The organism is Jatrophihabitans sp. (assembly GCF_035474675.1).
GTDB lineage: Bacteria > Actinomycetota > Actinomycetes > Mycobacteriales > Jatrophihabitantaceae > Jatrophihabitans_A.
In genome coordinates, this window is the sequence record NZ_DATINC010000001.1 from 1 (window position 1) to 17,251 (window position 17,251).

At 73.1% G+C, this 17,251-nt stretch carries 15 protein-coding genes; 7 read left to right on the forward strand and 8 right to left on the reverse strand.

The features are described from left to right. The 3 genes from VLJ82_RS00005 to VLJ82_RS00015 form a co-directional block, all read right to left on the reverse strand. A partial coding sequence (locus VLJ82_RS00005) for an alpha/beta fold hydrolase (protein ID WP_408661266.1) occupies positions 1-2,480 on the reverse strand: 2,480 nt, incomplete at its 3' end. Then, positions 2,477-3,022: a 5-(carboxyamino)imidazole ribonucleotide mutase gene (gene purE / locus VLJ82_RS00010; protein WP_408661267.1), complete on the reverse strand. Its 546-nt coding sequence runs from the start codon at positions 3,020-3,022 to the stop codon at positions 2,477-2,479. The genes purE and VLJ82_RS00005, both read right to left, overlap by 4 nt. After that, entirely contained in the window at positions 3,015-4,202 is a 1,188-nt protein-coding gene (locus tag VLJ82_RS00015; protein ID WP_408661268.1) for a 5-(carboxyamino)imidazole ribonucleotide synthase, read from the reverse strand. The genes purE and VLJ82_RS00015 overlap by 8 nt, the downstream gene beginning before the upstream one ends. Before the next feature lie 71 nt (positions 4,203-4,273). Between VLJ82_RS00015 and VLJ82_RS00020 the strand changes: the two genes are divergently transcribed. After that, positions 4,274-4,978 carry a dienelactone hydrolase family protein gene (locus VLJ82_RS00020; protein ID WP_408661269.1) on the forward strand — a complete coding sequence of 235 codons (705 nt, stop codon included), beginning with the start codon at positions 4,274-4,276 and terminating at the stop codon, positions 4,976-4,978. A gap of 100 nt (positions 4,979-5,078) precedes the next feature. Further along, on the forward strand, positions 5,079-5,606 hold the full coding sequence (locus VLJ82_RS00025; protein WP_408661270.1) for a GtrA family protein: 528 nt from the start codon (positions 5,079-5,081) through the stop codon (positions 5,604-5,606). Between the two features lie 51 nt (positions 5,607-5,657). On the opposite strand, the gene VLJ82_RS00030 is transcribed toward VLJ82_RS00025, so the two are convergent. Both VLJ82_RS00030 and VLJ82_RS00035 read right to left on the reverse strand, forming a co-directional pair. After that, entirely contained in the window at positions 5,658-6,668 is a 1,011-nt protein-coding gene (locus VLJ82_RS00030; protein WP_408661271.1) for a hypothetical protein, read from the reverse strand. A gap of 326 nt (positions 6,669-6,994) precedes the next feature. Next, positions 6,995-7,366, reverse strand: a complete 372-nt coding sequence (locus VLJ82_RS00035) for a YchJ family protein (RefSeq protein WP_408661272.1) — start codon at positions 7,364-7,366, stop codon at positions 6,995-6,997. 119 nt (positions 7,367-7,485) lie between these two features. Between VLJ82_RS00035 and VLJ82_RS00040 the strand changes: the two genes are divergently transcribed. Both VLJ82_RS00040 and VLJ82_RS00045 read left to right on the forward strand, forming a co-directional pair. Next, positions 7,486-8,355 (forward strand): hypothetical protein, encoded by an 870-nt coding sequence (locus tag VLJ82_RS00040; protein WP_408661273.1) that lies wholly within the window; start codon positions 7,486-7,488, stop codon positions 8,353-8,355. Further along, complete coding sequence (locus VLJ82_RS00045) at positions 8,352-9,908, forward strand: DNA polymerase Y family protein (protein ID WP_408661274.1); 1,557 nt, start codon at positions 8,352-8,354, stop codon at positions 9,906-9,908. The genes VLJ82_RS00040 and VLJ82_RS00045 overlap by 4 nt, the downstream gene beginning before the upstream one ends. 19 nt (positions 9,909-9,927) lie before the next feature. On the opposite strand, the gene VLJ82_RS00050 is transcribed toward VLJ82_RS00045, so the two are convergent. Continuing rightward, positions 9,928-10,863 (reverse strand): proline dehydrogenase family protein, encoded by a 936-nt coding sequence (locus VLJ82_RS00050; protein WP_408661289.1) that lies wholly within the window; start codon positions 10,861-10,863, stop codon positions 9,928-9,930. Between the two features lie 9 nt (positions 10,864-10,872). Next, on the reverse strand, positions 10,873-12,519 hold the full coding sequence (pruA, locus tag VLJ82_RS00055; RefSeq protein WP_408661275.1) for an L-glutamate gamma-semialdehyde dehydrogenase: 1,647 nt from the start codon (positions 12,517-12,519) through the stop codon (positions 10,873-10,875). Between the two features lie 60 nt (positions 12,520-12,579). Here pruA and VLJ82_RS00060 point away from each other — a divergent pair, with 60 nt between their 5' ends. The 3 genes from VLJ82_RS00060 to VLJ82_RS00070 all read left to right on the forward strand — a co-directional run bounded on the left by VLJ82_RS00060 (position 12,580) and on the right by VLJ82_RS00070 (position 16,741). Then, complete coding sequence (locus VLJ82_RS00060; RefSeq protein WP_408661276.1) at positions 12,580-14,157, forward strand: PucR family transcriptional regulator; 1,578 nt, start codon at positions 12,580-12,582, stop codon at positions 14,155-14,157. 77 nt (positions 14,158-14,234) lie between these two features. After that, positions 14,235-14,639: a response regulator transcription factor gene (locus VLJ82_RS00065; protein WP_408661277.1), complete on the forward strand. Its 405-nt coding sequence runs from the start codon at positions 14,235-14,237 to the stop codon at positions 14,637-14,639. Further along, positions 14,636-16,741, forward strand: a complete 2,106-nt coding sequence (locus VLJ82_RS00070; protein ID WP_408661278.1) for an ATP-binding protein — start codon at positions 14,636-14,638, stop codon at positions 16,739-16,741. The genes VLJ82_RS00065 and VLJ82_RS00070 overlap by 4 nt, the downstream gene beginning before the upstream one ends. On the opposite strand, the gene VLJ82_RS00075 is transcribed toward VLJ82_RS00070, so the two are convergent. After that, positions 16,710-17,234 carry a mycothiol transferase gene (locus VLJ82_RS00075; RefSeq protein WP_408661279.1) on the reverse strand — a complete coding sequence of 175 codons (525 nt, stop codon included), beginning with the start codon at positions 17,232-17,234 and terminating at the stop codon, positions 16,710-16,712. The two genes, VLJ82_RS00070 and VLJ82_RS00075, sit on opposite strands and share 32 nt — an antisense overlap. Between the last annotated feature and the right edge of the window lie 17 nt (positions 17,235-17,251).

The window sequence follows — 17,251 nt, forward strand, 5'->3', positions numbered from 1 at the left end:
TAGCGGCCCAGCACCACCCGCATCTCGGCGATCTGCGGCGGGTCCAGGCCGTTGGTCGGCTCGTCCAGCACCAGCACGTCGGGCAGGCCCAGCATCGCCTGGGCGATCGCCAGCCGCTGCTGCATGCCGTGGCTGTAGGTCTTCACCCGGCGCTCCACCGACTCCCCCAGCCCGGCGATCTCGAGCACTGTGTCGAACTCGGCCTGCTCGACCGGCCGGCCAGACGCCGCCCAGAACAGCCGCAGGTTCTCCCGGCCGCTCAGGTGCGGCAGGAAACCCGGCCCCTCGACGAAGGCCCCCAGCCGGGACAGCACCTCCGCCCCCGGCACCACCTCGTGCCCGAACACCCGGACCGAGCCGGACGTCGGCAGGATCAGGCCCATCAGCACCCGCAGCGTGGTGGTCTTGCCGGCCCCGTTCGGGCCGAGCAACCCCAGCACCTGCCCGCGCTCGACCGTGAAGCTCACCCCGTCCACCGCGCGGTAGCCGTCGGCGTAGACCTTCGCCAGGTCCTGCACCACGATCGGGACCCCGGCCAGCTCCGGATCCACCCCGCCCGGCCGCCGGGACCGCAGCCGCCACCAGCCGAACGCCAGGCAGGCCAGCACCACCAGCGCCGCCACTGCCAGCCAGTTCCAGGCGCCGCCGCCGCGCACCTCGGTGACCGGCAGCGACGAGACGCCGAGCGCGGCCCCCGAGGCGACGATGCCCTCGCCCAGCCCGACGGTGTAGCTGGCTGGCTGGACGGGCAATTGGTAGCCGAAGTCGGTGGTGGCGACCTCGACGGCCAGCCGGTGCCGGGCCGGCACCTGGGCCACGATCCAGGGCAGCTGGACGGTCACCAGGTGCACCTGGCCGGGCTTGCCGGTCAGCTGGATCGGCGACACCAGCCGGGCCGGCAGGGTGTCCGAACCGTCCGGGCCGAGGTCGTGCAGCGAGACGAACAGCGTCGCCGCGCCGGTGCTGCCGGCCGTCACCGAGAGCCGGACCTGCGACGAGCCGATCACCAGCACCGGCTCCGGCAACGGATCGGAGCTGAACACCGCGCTCTGGCCGGGCAGCCTGGACAACCCCGCGGCGCCGCCGAGGCCCAGCCCGGCCGCCCCACTGAGCAGGCCACCCAGGCCGGGGACGGTGGACACCGCCGCCGGCGACCCGCCGGCCGGTGCGCTGATCTGCTGCGGGGCGCCGTGCAGTACCACCGGCCGGCTGGTGAATCCGGCAGCGCCGGCGAGGCCCGGGTAGCCGGCGGCGCGCTGGGTGACCTCGACCGTCCGGCCGCTGCTGGCCGAGATCCCGGCACCGGGCTGGGCAATCTCGAACGCGCTGCCCACCGAGCCGTGGCCGCGCAGCCGGGCGTCGAAGAATCGCCTTTGCAGGCCGGCAACATCGTCATCGGAACCCGGCGCGTCGTGGCCACCTGCGCGCCACCGCACCACCACCGGCGCACCGGCCGCCGCGATCTGGCGGGCATTGGCGTCGGCCTCGCTGAGCGGGAACAGCGAGTCCTGCTCGCCCTGGGTCAGCAGGGTCGGCGCCCGCATGTCGGCCAGCACGCTGGCCGGACTGGACTCGGCCAGCAGGTCGGCCAGCCGCAGGTCGGGCGGACCGCCGGCGACCGCCTGCTGGTAGTCGGCGCACAGCTCGGCGGCGAACCGGCCGCACCCGCTGGAGCCGGACGAAGCAGAGCTAGCCGGGGCGGCACCGGCGGAGTCCCCGTCGGCGGGAAAGCCGCTGGAGAACAGATAGCCGGCCCACAGCCGCTTGAACACCCCGGCCCGCTGGTCGGCCCCGGTCGCGCTCGCATTGGCGTTGGGGAACAGCGACCGGGCCAGGCTGTTCCAGGTGATGTCGGCGGCCACCGCCCCGATCCGGTGGTCGGTCGCGCCCAGCATCAGCGCCAGCGCACCGCCGTAGGAGGAACCGGCCACCCCGAGCACCGGCCGGTCACCGACCTGATTACTCGTCCGGGCCACCTCCGGACGGGACTGCAGGAAGTCCAGCAGCCGGGAGCCGTCGGCTACCTCGTAGCGCCGGGAGTCCAGGTGGATCTGCCCGCCGGAGGCGCCGAATCCGCGGGCGGTGTAGGTCAGCACCACGTAGCCGGCCCGGGCCAGGCCGCGGGCCTGGCCGTCCAGGCCGGTCTTCGAGCCGCCGAAGCCGTGCGCCAGCAGGATCGCCGGGGCGGGAATGTGCTCGGGCAGGTACAGCGAGGAGTCCAGCAGCACCGGCCGGCCGTCCGGCTCGGGCGTGCCGGGGATCGACAGCGCCGACACCCGGACGGCCGGCTCCCGGTTGAGCACCACCAACACCGCGATCGCCAGCAGGACGGCGAGCAGCGCGGCGCCGGCCTGCTTGGCGCGCCGGGTCGCCAGCCACCGCCGCGCCGGGAACCGGGTTCGCCGGTCCGGCGCGGAAGACCGCCGTGCCGGGCGAAGGGCCCGCCACCGCCGGCCGGCACCGGACCGCTCGTTGCTCACCAGCCGAGCGTACGGACCTGTTCCTGCAACGACCGGTCCTTGCCGAGCGCGACCTCGGCGAGCTGGGCCTGGAACGCCGCCATCCGGGCCCGCAACCCCTCGTCGGCCACCGCCAGCATCCGGACGGCCAGCAGGCCGGCGTTGCGGGCACCGCCGATCGAGACGGTAGCCACCGGCACGCCGGCCGGCATCTGCACGATGGACAGCAGCGAGTCCATGCCGTCCAGGTGCCTGAGCGGGACCGGCACGCCGATCACCGGCAGCGGAGTGAGCGAGGCCACCATGCCCGGCAGGTGCGCGGCACCCCCGGCGCCGGCGATGATCACCCGCAGCCCGCGACCGGCGGCCGAGCGGGCGTAGTCGAGCATCGCCTCGGGCGTCCGGTGCGCCGAGACCACCCGCACCTCGAACGGCACCTCGAACTCGGCCAGCGCCTCGCCGGCCGCCGACAGGGTGGCGAAGTCGGAGTCGCTGCCCATGATCACCCCTACCAGCGGGTGCCGGCCGGCAGGCGGGGCAGGCGGGAACTGCGGCTCAACCATGGGCGTCCACCTTCGCTCGACGGCCCAGCGACAGGTAGTCCGCCGCGGCCCGGGCCCGGTCGCGAACCTGATCCAGCCGATCCCCCAGCGCGGTCACGTGCCCCACCTTGCGGCCGGGCCGGAACCCTTTTCCGTACAGGTGAATCTTGACGTCCGGCCAGCGGGCCATCAGGTGGTGCACCCGCTCGTCCAGGCCCGGCTCGGTGTCGTCCGGGCCGCCCAGCACGTTGGCCATCACGACCACCGGCGCGGTCTGCGCGGTCACCCCGAGCGGGTAGTCCAGCACCGCCCGCAGGTGCTGTTCGAACTGCGAGGTGCGCGACCCCTCGATGGTCCAGTGCCCGGAGTTGTGCGGCCGCATCGCGAGCTCGTTGACCAGCAGCCGGCCGCCGCGCTCGACGAACAGCTCCACCGCCAGCACCCCGACGACGTCGAGCTCGCGGGCGATCCGCAGCGCCAGCTGCTCGGCGGTCTCGGCCTGCTCGGCGCTCAACCGCGGCGCCGGCGCGATCACCTCGGTGCAGATCCCGTCCTGCTGGACCGTCTCGACCGGCGTCCAGGCCGCGCCCTGCCCGAACGGCGAGCGGGCCACCAGGGCCGCCACTTCGAAGTCCAGCTCCACCCTGGCCTCGGCCAGCAGCGGGGTGCCCGAGGCCAGCAGCGGCTCGGCGGCGGCGAGCGAGTCCAGCACCCAGACCCCCTTGCCGTCGTAGCCACCGGAGATCGCCTTCAGCACCACCGGCCAGCCCACCTCCTCCCCGAACTCGGCCAGGGCCGTGCGCGGGTCGGCCTCGGCCGACAGATCCCGCCAGGCCGGCCCGGCGATGCCGAACCCGGACAGCCGGCGGCGCATCTCCGCCTTGTTCTGGGCGAACCGGAGCGCCTGCGCCGAGGGCAGCACCAGCACCCCGTCGGCGGCCAGCGCCCGCAGGTGCTCGCCCGGCACGTGCTCGTGGTCGAAGGTCAGCACGTCGCACCCGGCCGCGAACCGGCGCAGGTCGGCCAGCGTCCGGTAGTCGCCCACCTGCACGTCGCCGGCTACCATCGCCGCGCCGTCGTCCGGCGAGTCGGCCAGCAGCCGCAACGACTGCCCCAGCGCGATGCCGGCCTGGTGGGTCATCCTGGCGAGCTGGCCGGCACCCACCATGCCCACCACCGGCAGTCCGGTACGGCTGTCCACGGAAGTGGAATCTAGCGCCTCGGCCGCCGGCCGCCACGGGGACGCTGACCCGCCTGGGTAGCGTGGCTGCCATGGCCCTTCCCGAACCGCACCTGACGGTGATGACCGGACGGCACCCCAGCTCCGCCGTGGTGCTGGTGCTGCACGGCGGCCGGGAGCTGAGCAGCGACCCGGTGCGAGCCCGCCAGCTGGCGGTGCTGCGGATGCGCCCGATCGCCCGCCGGATCGCCCGCGGCGGGCACGGACGGGTCGCGGTCGCCCGGCTGCGCTACGCCATCCGGGGCTGGAACGGCCCGGACGACCCGGCTCCGGTGCGCGACGCCGAGTGGGCGCTGCGCCGGCTGACCGAGCGGTTTCCCGACCTGCCGATCGGCCTGGTCGGGCATTCGATGGGCGGCCGGACCGCGTTGCGGGTGGCCGGCCACCGGCAGGTGCGCGGCGTCGTGGGCCTGGCGCCGTGGCTGCCGGCCGGTGAGCCGGTGAGCCAGCTCGCCGACCGCCGGGTGCTGCTGATGCACGGCGCCCTGGACCGGGTCACCTCGCCGGCGGCCACCGCCGGCTATGCCACCCGGGCCGAGGCGGCCGGGGCCTCGGTGAGCCTGGTGTCGGTCTCCGGCGAAGGCCACGCGATGCTGCGCCGGGCCCAGCTGTGGCACGCGCTGACGGCCCGCTTCGTGCTCGGCAGCGTGCTGCCCGACCTGGCGGCGACGGCGTTGCCCCGGCTGCCCTCCGCTCTCGACCAGGTAGTCACCGACACGGTGCGCATCACCTGCTGAGCTTCAGCGGTGCCCGACTAGCTGGGAATGTCCTGTGGATCGCCTGAACCGGGCACGGCCGGGGATTGCGCACAGCGCCCGCCCGTACAATCGACGGGCGATGTCCTCTTCCCTACTCGACCACGTCCGCGGCTCGTGGCGCATCCTCGTCAAGGAACTCGCAGCGTTCGGCGTGGTCGGGGCGGTGGGTTTCCTGGTCGACCTCGCCCTGTTCAACTTCTTCTTCGACCACGGCCAGATCGTGGCGAAGACGATCTCGACCACGGTGGCCACCGCGGTGACCTATGTCGGCAACCGCAACCTGTCGTTCTCGCACCGGGCTCGCAGCAAGCTGGCCCGGGAGGCCGGGTTCTTCTTCCTGATCAACCTGATCGCGCTGCTGGTCGCGCTGGTGATCATCGCGATCTTCTCCTACCCGCTGCACTACAAGCACCACGTCCTGGTGATGAACGTGGTGAACCTGTTCACCATCGGCCTGGGCACCATCTTCCGGTTCTGGGCCTACAAGCGGTTCGTGTTCCTGCACCCGGACCGGGTGGCTGCGGGCCTGCCGGACCGCGACCCCAACGACCCGAACGACTGGGACAACCCGGACGAGGATCCCGAGACGGTGCTCAGCGCCGGCTGACCCTGGCGCCGCCCTTCTTCATCCCGCCAGCAGTACTTGCAGCCGGAATGGCTACGGCCGCGGTGGCGGCTGGACGACAGGGCCGCCCGGCGCCGCTGGTAGGGAGGACCCGACCAGCGGGCGCTTGGTGGCCGGGTCGCCGGAGCCCCCCGGGTGTCCACGTTTCTCCGGTCCTGGCAGGCCGGGCGGCGCTGGCACCGGCGCGGGAGCGAGCGCCGGTGCGGGAGCGGGCGCTGCCGATGTGAGCGCTGCCGGTGCCGGCACGAGGCCAGGTGCTGTTGGCGCCGGCACGTGGCCAGGCGCTGCCGGTGCCGGCATGTGGCCAGGCGCTGCCGGTGCCGGCACGAGGCCAGGCGCTGCCGGCGGCAGTCCCGGGGGTCCGGATGATGCCGGGGTGGGGACTGACGGCCACGCCTGGAGCTCAGCCAGGGCTTTTCGGGAGGCCTTTGTCACCTCGTCCCGGCAATTGCTGCATTCCCTCTCGTCTCCCCAGTTAGCGGGCTGCAGGGCCTTGATCGCTTTCACGTGCTTTTCGTAGAGCTCCCAGAGGCCTGGAGGCCGTTTTACGTCGGGGGATTTCACGCTGTTGTATTTGGCGGTGTAGGCCTCGTCGACTTGTCGGAGCTGCTGGTTCTTATGGTGCTCGGCCCATGCCTTGTGGCGTAACTCCGTGTGGGGCTCCGGTCCTTTGACCGAATAGAACACCGGAACCTGCTCGTGCAGAGTCTTGTGGAGATAGGCCTTGCAGGAACCCTCGTGCCGTTTCAAGCGCGCCTCGTCGCCGGAGTTCTCCTTTTGCCTACAGGGCCGGCGCTCGGTGTAGAGTTCTTTGACCCGCAGCTGGTCACCATCCGCATCCGGCGCCATCTTGAGGTCTTTCACCATGCCTGCCGCGTAGGCGATGAGCTTTTCCTCCGCATGAGCCTCGCCGTGTATGGAGTTCTCGACGCGCGGAGCCAAGTCCTTGTCCTTGGTGCCGAGCTTTATCCAGCCCACATTCCTTTTGGAGTCGAATCCGTAGTAGGCGTTGGTAGCCCGCTCGTTGACTGCAATCGGGTGCATACCTGGCTTTTTTATCTCCACGTACCGGCGCAGGGTCTGGACGATCGAGGATGTCGGCGGCGCCGGGGGCGGCGCAGAGCCAGACGAGCGATGGACCAGGCCGGCCACCGGGACGGGACAGCAGCGTTCCTGGTCTGCGGAATCGTGTTCTGGCACTGGCGAGTCGGAATGGGCCACCGACCGCTGCCGACCGGCCTTGTGCACTGCGCTCACCGGTGCCCCCTAGCGGGCCGGACGCTCCCGTTCTGGATGGATTGTCATAAGGTACGGCCGCAAAGGCGCGAAACTCCGCGAGACTCGCGACCAGGGGAACAGCGGACACCGGTTCAGGCGGGCCCTAGGTAGCTCCAGCGCCCGTCCAGCCGCACGAACCGGCTGTTCTCGCGCACCCGGCCGGGCACGCCGGCCCGCTGGTAGCGCGCGGTGAAGGCCACCGTGCCGGTCTCGTCGAGCCAGCCGCCGGCAGTGTGGCCAGTGATGTGCAGGGCCGTCCAGTCCAGCGCCGGGTCGAGCAGCGGACCAGCCGGACGGGTGCTGGGATGCCAGGTCGCGGCGAGGAACTGTTCCTCACCACAGGCGAAGGCGGCGTACCGGGCGCGCATCAGGGTGAGCGCGGTCGGCGGGTTGGCCTCACCGCGGTGGTACCGACCGCAGCAGGACTCGTAGGGCTCGCCCAATCCGCACGGGCAGCTGGTCACGGCTCATTATGGGCCTGTCCACCGCACCGAACGCACAGTCGCCCGGATGAGCTAGACGGCCTAGATGAACCGTCTAATTAGTCCTTGACCTGTTCGAACATGTATTCGAAAATAGAGAGGTGACTGCCGCCGCGTTCGAGCCGCTGCCCGCCGAGGACTGGGCGTTCGACGACGATGCCGTGCAGCGCTTCGACGACAGCGACGGCGCCTACGCGGTGGCTGAGCCCGACCCGTTCGGCGCCCCGCCCGCGCTGCCGCTCCGCCGGCCGGCGCTGCGGCCGGTGCTGCGCGCCGAGCTCAACGCCCAGCCGGCCGGGGGCATCACCACCCTCACCCCGCCGGCCCTGCCGCCGCTGCCGGTGCCGGACGGGCTGCGACAGCTGCTGCCCGACGGGCTGCGCCGGGGCAGCACCGTGGCGGTCACCTCGTCGGTCTCGCTGCTGCTCGCCCTGCTCGGCGCCGCGTCGGCGGCCGGTGCCTGGACCGCGATGGTGGGAATGCCCGCGATCAGCGCGGAGGCCGCCGTCGAGGCCGGCATCGCGCTGGACCGGCTGGCCATCATCAACCCATCCGCGGGCCGGGAGGACACCAGCCGGGGTGGCCACGGCGAGCTGGCAGTGCGGACCGGGCCGTCCTGGACCACCGTGGTCGGCACGCTGCTCGACGCCGTGGACCTGGTGGTCGCCCAGCCCGGAGCGAGCGGGGTGCCGGCCGGCGCGGCGTCCGGCACCCGGGGCTGGACCGGCCGGGTGAGCGACGGCGACGCCCGTCGGCTGACCGCCCGGGCCCGCAGCAAGGGCGGCATCCTGGTGCTGTTCGGCCCGCAGGCCGCGTCCTGGCCCGCCGTCGAGATCGAGCTGTCGGCCACCCACGGCCGCTGGACCGGGATCGACCGCGGCTACGGCCGGCTGCGGCAGCGCCAGCTGCTGCTCTCGGCGACCGGCCGGGGCCGCTCGGCCCGGCCGCGCAACGCCGAACTGTGGCTGTGAGCAAGCAACACCCCGGCCCGCCCCGGATGGCCGCGATCTGGTGCCCGGACTGGCCGGTCACGGTGGCCCGGGCCGAGGCCGGCCTGCCCGATTCCGAACCGGTCGCGGTGCTGACCGCCAACCGGGTCGTCGCCTGCTCGCACGCCGCCCGCCGGCAGGGGATCCGGCGCGGCATGCGCCGCCGCGAGGCACAGGCCCGCTGCCCCGAGCTGGTGATCCGGCCGCGCAACCTGGCCGCCGAGGCCCGCGCCTTCGAGCCGGTGCTGACCGCGATCGAGTCGGTGGCGCTCGGCGTGGAACTGGGCCGCCCCGGGCTGGCCATGATCGGCATCCGCGGGGCCACCCGGTACTTCGGCGGCGAGACCGCCGTCGTGCACGCCCTGGCGCAGACGATCGCCGAGCACACCGAGGACGTGCTGATCGGGGTGGCCGACGGCGCCTTCGCCGCCGAGCAGGCAGCCCGGCGGGGCGTGGTGATCCCGGCCGGCAGCTCGGCGGACTTCCTCGCCGACCTGCCGATCGCCACCCTGGACGATCCGGGCCTGGTCGACCTGCTGACCCGGCTGGGCATCCGCACCCTCGGCGCCTTCGCCGCGCTCCCGGTCGCCGACGCCCAGGCCCGGTTCGGCCCGGCCGGCACCTGGGCACACCGGCAGGCCGCGGGCCTGGACAGCCGGCCGATCGCCGGCCGGTTGCCGCCGGCCGAGTTCGAAGTCAGCATCGCCCTCGAACCCCCGCTGGACCGGGTCGACACCATCGCCTTCACCGCCCGCGGCGCGATCGAGCGGTTCGTCGGGGAGCTGGCCGAGGCCGGCCTGGCCTGCAGCTGTTTCGAACTGGTGGCCCAGACCGACCGGGGCGAGGAAACCGTGCGCCGCTGGCGGCATGCCGGGGTGCTCACCGCCGTCGACGTCACCGACCGGGTCCGCTGGCAGCTGGAGGGCTGGCTGAGCCGGGCCGCTGGCGAGCCGAACGCGCCGTCCGGGCCGGTGAACCTGCTGCGGCTGAGCCCGGTCGAGACGGTGCCCACCGGCACCCACCAGCGGGCGCTGTGGGGTGGCGACGGCGCGGGAGACGAGCGGGCGCACCGGGCGCTGGCCCGGGTCCAGACGCTGCTCGGCCACGGCTCGGTGCTCACCCCGGTGCTAGGCGGCGGCCGCGGCCCGGCGCAGCGGACCAGGCTGGTGCCGTGGGGCGACGACCCGGGCGAGCCGGCGACCGCGCCGTGGCCGGGCCGGCTGCCGTCCCCGGCGCCGTCGGTGCTCATCGACCCGCCGCAGCCGGTGCAGGTGCTCGACGAGGCCGGCCGGACGGTCCGGGTCACCGAGCGGGGCACCGTCCCGGCGCCGCCGGCCCGCTACGCCGGCAGCACCGGGCAGGCCACCGCGATCACCCAGTGGGCCGGCCCGTGGCCGGTGGACGAGCGCTGGTGGGACGCCGAATCGGCCCGCCAGCTGGCCCGGATGCAGCTGGTGGACGCCACCGGCCGGGCCTACCTGGTGTGCTACGACCGCACCGGCGGCCAGTGGCTGCTGGAAGGGATCTACGACTGACTCGGCCTGAGCCGCCGGCCTATTTCTTGGAGGTCAGCGACCGCAGGAAGAAGGCCAGGTTCGCCGGACGCTCGGCCAGCCGGCGCATGAAGTAGCCGTACCACTCGTCGCCGTAGGGCACGTAGACCCGCATCCGGTGGCCCGCCGCGGCCAGCGCGCGCTGCTCGTCCGGCCGGATGCCGTACAGCATCTGGAACTCGTAGCTGTCGGGGCTGCGCTGCTGCTGGACGGCCAGCGAGCGGGCCGCCGCGATCATCGCCGGGTCGTGGCTGGCCACCATCGGGTAGCCCTGGCCGCCGAACAGCACCGCCAGGCAGCGCCGGTAGGAATCCTCCACCGCGTCGCCGGAGAAGGCCACCGACTCGGGCTCGGCGTAGGCGCCCTTGCACAGCCGGATCCGGGAACCGGGCCCGGCCAGCTCCCGGCAGTCGGCCTCGGTGCGGTGCAGGTAGGCCTGCAGCACCGCACCCACCCACGGAAAGTCCTGCCGCAGCTCGGCGACGATGCCCAGCGTGGAGTCGGTGGTGGTGTGGTCCTCCATGTCGATGGTCACCGTGGTGCCCACCTTCTCCGCGGCCTGGCAGATCCGCCGGGCGCCGTCGAGGGCGATCCGCTCGCCGTCGCCGGGCAGCGCCTGTCCGATGGCCGACAGCTTCACCGACACCTCGGCGCGGTCGGCCAGGCCGGTGCCGGTGACGTCGGCGAGCCCGGCCAGCACCGACTCGTAGGCCCGCACGGTGTGCTCGGCCTGCTCGACCGACGTGGTGTCCTCACCCAGGAAGTCCAGGGTGGTCAGCAGGCCGGCAGCGGCGAGGTCCGCGGTGACCCGCAGCGCGTCGTCCTCGGTGCTGCCGGCCACGAACCGGTTCACCACCGGCCGGGTGAACCGGGACTTCTCGGCCACCGACCGCAGCCGGGGCGAGCGGGCGGCGGCCAGCAGCGGCTGGCGGAGCAGTGCCATCCGCTACTCCCCCGCCTGCGCCGGGTACTCGACGGAGGTGGGGGCGACGAAGCTCTCCTTGATGGCCCGCGGCGACACCCAGCGCTGCAGGTTCAGGATCGAGCCGGCCTTGTCGTTGGTGCCCGAGGCCCGCGAGCCGCCGAACGGCTGCTGGCCGACCACCGCGCCGGTGGGCTTGTCGTTGACGTAGAAGTTGCCGGCCGTGAACCGCAACCGCTGCTGCGCGCGGGCGACCGCCAGCCGGTCGGTGGAGATGATCGAGCCGGTCAGCGCGTACGGGGCGGTCGAGTCGAGCACGTCCATGATGTGCTCGAAGGCGGCCTCGGGATCGGAGCTGTCGTCGTAGACATGGATTGCCAGGATGGGCCCGAAGTACTCGGTGGAAAACACCTCGTGGTCCGGGTCGTCGGAGACCAGCACGGTCGGCCGGATGAAGAATCCCTCGCTGTCGTCGGCAGTTCCGCCAGCCAGGATCTCCAGCTTCGGGTCGTTCTTGGCGCGGTCCAGCACCCCGGCCAGCCGGTCGAAGGCCCGCCGGTCGATCACCGCGCCGAGGAAGTTGCCGAAGTCGGTGACGTCGCCCATCGCCAGCGCGTCGGTCCGGGCGGCCAGTTCGTCCTTCAGGGCCGGCCACAGCGACGCCGGGACGTAGGCCCGCGACGCCGCCGAGCACTTCTGCCCCTGGTACTCGAACGCGCCGCGGATCAGGGCGGTACGCAGGGTGTCCACGTCGGCGCTCGGGTGCGCCAGCACGAAGTCCTTGCCGCCGGTCTCGCCGACCAGCCGCGGGTAGGTCCGGTAGCCGGCGATGTGGGTGCCGACCTGCTGCCACAGGTGCTGGAAGGTCGCCGTCGAGCCGGTGAAGTGGATGCCGGCCAGGTCCGGGTGCGGCAGCACCACCTCCGAGACCGCCAAGCCGTCACCGGTCAGCAGGTTGATCACGCCGGGCGGCAGGCCGGCCGCCTCGAGCAGCCGCAGGGTGTAGTGGGCGGCCAGCAGCTGGGTCTCGGACGGCTTCCAGAGCACCACGTTGCCCATCAGCGCCGGCGCGGTCGGCAGGTTGCCGGCGATCGCGGTGAAGTTGAACGGTGTGATGGCATAGACGAAGCCCTCCAGCGGCCGGTGGTCCAGCCGGTTCCACACGCCGGGCGAGGAGACCGGCTGCTCGGCCAGCACCTGGTAGCCGAAGGCCACGTTGAACCGCCAGAAGTCGATCAGCTCGCAGGCGGAGTCGATCTCGGCCTGCACCGCGGTCTTGGACTGGCCGAGCATGGTGGCCGCGTTCAGGGTGGCCCGCCAGGGACCGGCCAGCAGGTCCGCGGCGCGCAGGAAGATGGCCGCCCGGTCGTCGTAGGACAGCGCCTGCCAGGCGGGTGCGGCGGCCTTGGCCGCGGCGACGGCGTCCAGTGCCTCCTGCTGACCTGCATGCCGGTAGGTGGCCAGCACCTGCGAGTGCCGGTGCGGCTGCACCACCTGGCCGGCCCGGCCGCTGCCCGGCCGGCGCTGGCCGCCGATCACGCAGTCGATCTCGATGGTCTCGGCGGCGAGCTCGGCGAGCTTGCTGGTCAGGGCGGCGCGCTCGGCAGAGCCCGGCCGGTATTCCAGGACCGGTTCGTTGCGCGGGGCGGGAATCTGGGTGACGGCATCCATGTACCCACGGTAGGCCGTTTCGGAACGCCCAGGCTGCTCGTAATCGATAATCTTGATGCCATGACTTCCACCGAACCAAGTATCAGTGCGGTGGCCGCCGCCCTGCTGGACCGGGTGCCGGCCACCACCGCGGTGGCGGTGGCCGACCCGGAGGACCCGGGCGCCCCGCTGGCCGCCGGCGACCTGGTGCTCGGCGTCGGCATCGGCCCGGACGCTGCCGCCGGGCTGCTGGCCAGCGCCGCGGCCTCGGGTGCCGCGGCGGTGCTGCTGCGCCGGCCGGCCGTCCCCGACGAGCAGGCCGCCGTCGAGCGGCGCGCGGCAGCCGAACGGGTGCGGCTGGAGTGGCTGGCGGCCGGGCACGGCTGGAACGAGCTGCACCGGCAGCTGGTCCGCCGGCTCACCCCGCCGGCCATCCGCGCCGACGACGAGCTGGCCGAGCTGGCCCAAACCATTGCCACCCTGACCGGCGGGCTGGTCACCATCGAGGACACCTCGGCCCGGGTGCTGGCCTACTCCCGCTCCAGCGACGAGGTGGACGAGCTGCGCCGGCTGTCCATCCTGGGCCGCAGCGGCCCGGCCCAGTACCTGGCGCTGCTGCGCGAGTGGGGGGTCTACGACCGGCTGAGCTCCTCGGAGGAGGTGGTCGAGATCGCCGAGCACCCGGAGTCCGGGGTGCGCCGCCGGCTGGCGGTCGGGGTGTTCGCCGGCGAGCGCCAGCTGGCCACCATCTGGCTGCAACAGGGCAGCGGCGACTTCGAGCCACACGCCGAGCAGGCGCTGCTGGGCGCGGCCCGGATCACCGCGGCCCAGCTGGTCTCCCGGGGCCGCCGGCCGGCCGGCTCCGGCGCCGAGCTCGCCGCCCTGCTCGGCGCCGCACCCGCCGCGGCAGGCACCGTCCCGGCCCAGCTCGGTTCCGGGCCGGGCGCGGCGGGCACCGTCCCGGCCCGGCTCGGCCGGGCGGCCGGGCAGCCCTGCGCGGTGGCGGTGGCCGAACTCGGCCCGCAGCCGCGCGACCCGGCCACCGCCGCGGCACAGCTGGACGAGCTGGCCGCGATCCTCACCGTGCACGCCGCCGCCTACCGGCGCAGCGCCCTGGTCGAGCAGCTGGACGGCCGGGTCTACGCGCTGCTGCCGGCGCTGGACAGCGTGACATCGGCCACGGTGATGTTGCGCCGGGCGATGGCCGCGGCCCGCCGGCACCTGGACCCGGCAGCCCGCGCGGCGATCGGCCCGATGGTGGACTCGGTGCCGGCAGCCGCCGGATCGCGGCGCGACGCGGAGCTGGCACTGGGCCTGGCCGGCAGTGCCGCGGTCGTCGCCTTCGACGCCGTCCGGTCCCGGCTGCTCATCGCGGCGGTGGAGAATTGCCTTGCCCACCAACAACATCTGCTCGACCCGCGGATCGGCGAGCTGATCGAGACCGACCCCGAAGGCGCCCGGACGCTGCTGAACTACTTCGAAGCCGGCTCCGACGTCGGGCGGGTCGCGAGCCAGATGCACCTGCACCCCACCACCGTGCGGTACCGGTTGCGCCGGGTGTCCCAAGCGACCGGAATCGATCATTCCGGCGGTCCGGACAGATTTGCCGTACACCTGCAGCTGCGTTGCGGCTTGCGTACGCAGCTATCCGCGGGATGATTCTTAAGGGTCTGACGGGGCCAGTAATACTGACCGGACTGCGCAGTGCAGCACAGTGGAGAAGGGCTCACACCGCTATGACGAACGAGCCGACGCCCGACACCGCGCGACCGGTCGCGCTCATCGCCGAGGACGACCGCGACATCCGCGAGCTGGTGACCGCCAAGCTGACCGCCGCCGGCTACCGGGTGCTGGCCTACAGCAACGGCCAGACGGCGCTGGCCGCCACCCAGGAGCACCAGCCCGACGTGGCCCTGCTGGACGTGATGATGCCCGGCATCTCCGGCATCGAGATCGTCACCCGGCTGCGCAAGGACCCCCGGACCAGCGGTATCCCGGTGATCCTGCTGACCGCCAAGAGCCAGGAGTTCGACATCGACTCCGGCTACGCCGTGGGCGCTGCCGACTACATCGTCAAGCCGTTCAGCCCGCGTGATCTGGTCATCCGGGTGAATGCGGTGCTGGGACGGTCGCCCGCGTGACCAGCAGTGCCATACCCGCCGACAACCGCGATGCGGTCGGCACCCGGCTGCGCAGGCTCGTGGGCATGCTGCTGCTGTTGCTGCTCGGCATCGGCACGGCCGGCGTGCTGGCCCTGCAGGTGGCCACCGGGCAGGTCTCCGACCTTGCCCGGGGCTACGGGCCGGCCGGCGAGCAGCATGCCGCCGCGCTCACCATGATGCTGGACGTCGAGACCGGCGTACGCGGCTACCTGATCACCAGCGACCGCAGCTTCCTGCAGCCGTACCGCACCAGCCGCGGCAGGATCCTGCCGGCGCTGGACGCGACCCGGGACAACCTGCACGCCATCGGCGAGCGCGACCTGGACGCCGCCCTCGCCACCGAGCGGAGCCTGGCCGAGCAGTGGTTGAACCAGTACGCCGACCCGATCGCCCGCAATCCGGTGCCGGCGAACGGGTCGGAGGCCTACGAGCAGCAAGGCGCCAAGGATTTGTTCGACCAGTTCCGCAAGGCCAATTCAGCCGTCGGCCGCAACCTGGACGCCAACCGCCGCCGGCTGCGGGAGGACGCCCAGCGACTGGGCGGCCTGGCCGTTCCGGTGCTGGCCGTGACCACCGTGCTGGCGGTGCTGATCGCGGCGATCCTGTCGTTCCGGATCGCCGCGGGGCTCACCCGCCCGCTGCGCGCGTTGCGGACGGTGGTGGGCCGGCTGGACCGCGGCGACCTCAGCGCCCGCGCCAACGAGCAGGACGGGCCGTCCGAGGTCCGGGCGCTGGCCCGGGCGGTCAACGCGGTGGGCCGCCGGGCCCGGGCTGAGGCCATCGTGGACCGGGACGCCGAGGTGTTCCGGCAGCGCACCAGGCTGATCGCCTCCACCATCCGGCGCACCACCAGCGGCACCCAGATGGCCGACCTGCTGGTCCGCGGCCTGGGTGACGCGATGGAGGTCGACCGGGTGTGGCTGACCATCTTCGCCGACGAGCGGGTGCCGCAGCTGACCGCGCAGTGGCAGCGCGAACCGCTGCGGCCGTTGCCGGAACCGCAGGCCGAGCAGCTGCAGATGGCCCGGGCGCTGGCCGGCCGGCTGTGGGAGAGCGCGCACGTCATCACCATCGACGACCACCGCACCTACGAGCCGACCACCGCCGGGCGGCACACCTTCCACCTGGCCCAGGCGGCCGGTGCCAGCGCCTCGCTGGTGGTGCCGGTCGGGGACAGCTCCAGCGCGTTCGGCCTGCTCTGGGTGTCGATGGCCGGCCACTCCCGGCACTGGACGCTCACCGAGACCGGCACCACCCAGCACCTGGCCGCCGACCTCGCGCACAGCCTGGTGCAGGCGTACCTGATCGAGCGGCAGGCCCAGGCGGTGCAGCTGCTGCACGAGCTCGACCAGGCCAAGGCCGACTTCATCGCCACCGTCTCGCACGAGCTGCGCACCCCGCTGACCTCGATCGCCGGCTACCTGGAGATGCTGCAGGACGGCGACGGCGGCCAGCTGCCGGACGAGGCCGCCGCGATGCTGTCGATCATCGACCGCAACGCCACCCGGCTGCGCAACCTGATCGAGGACCTGCTCACCCAGTCCCGCATCGACGCCGGCCGGCTGCGGCTAGAACTGGCCACGGTGCAGCTGCGCTCGCTGCTGCATTCGGTGCTGGCGGCGATGGCACCGCTGGCCGCGGCAAGCGACGTCAAGCTGGAGCTGAGCGCCCCGGACGGCGAGCTGAACGTGCAGGCCGACGCCCAGCAGCTGGAGCAGGTCTTCACCAACCTGATCTCCAACGCCCTGAAGTTCACGCCGGCCGGCGGCAGCGTCAACGTCAGCCTGGCCCCGGCCGAGGACGGCGGCGTGGTGATCGAGGTCCGCGACACCGGCATGGGCATCCCGCCGGACGAGTACCCCAACCTGTTCACCCGGTTCTTCCGGGCCTCCAACGCCGCCGAGGCGGCGCTGCCCGGCACCGGACTGGGGCTGGCCATCGTGCAGGAGATCGTGCACCGGCACGGCGGCGCGGTCGACATCGACTCCGAGCTCGGGGTCGGCACCACCCTGACGGTGTGGCTGCCCACCTCGCCGGAGCAGGCCGTCGTCAAGCCTGCTGCCGACTCAGCAATCCGGTGAGGTAGCCGGCCTGTCCGGCATGTTGCAGGTCATCGGACAGCACGCTGACCAGCCGCACTCCCACCGTCACCGGCGGATCCCAGGACTCGTCGACGACCCGGGCCAGGTCGGGCCCGGCGAGGCCCGCGACGTAGTCCCGGGTCCGGGAGAAGACCGCGCGGTGGTAGCCGAGCAGCAGCTCGGCCGGCACCCGGACGGCGGCCACCTGCTCCGGGCGCTGGCCGTAGCCGGTGGCCGAGCTGTCGAAGGGCAACGCGAACCTCTCGTACCACCCCTCGGCCGTCCAGGCCTGTTCCCGGCCGGCCAGCCCGGCGACGTGGTCGTCCTGGATCCGGGTCAGGTGCCAGACCAGCCAGCCGATCGGGTTCGCTCCCGGCGCCGGCGCATAGGCCAGCTGCTCCGGCGAGAGATCCGCCACCGTGTCCTCGACCAGCTGCCGGATCCGGTCGAAGCCGTCTGCCAGCAGTCCTGCCACCGCGTCCGTGTCGTCCATCGCTCCATTGGACCAGA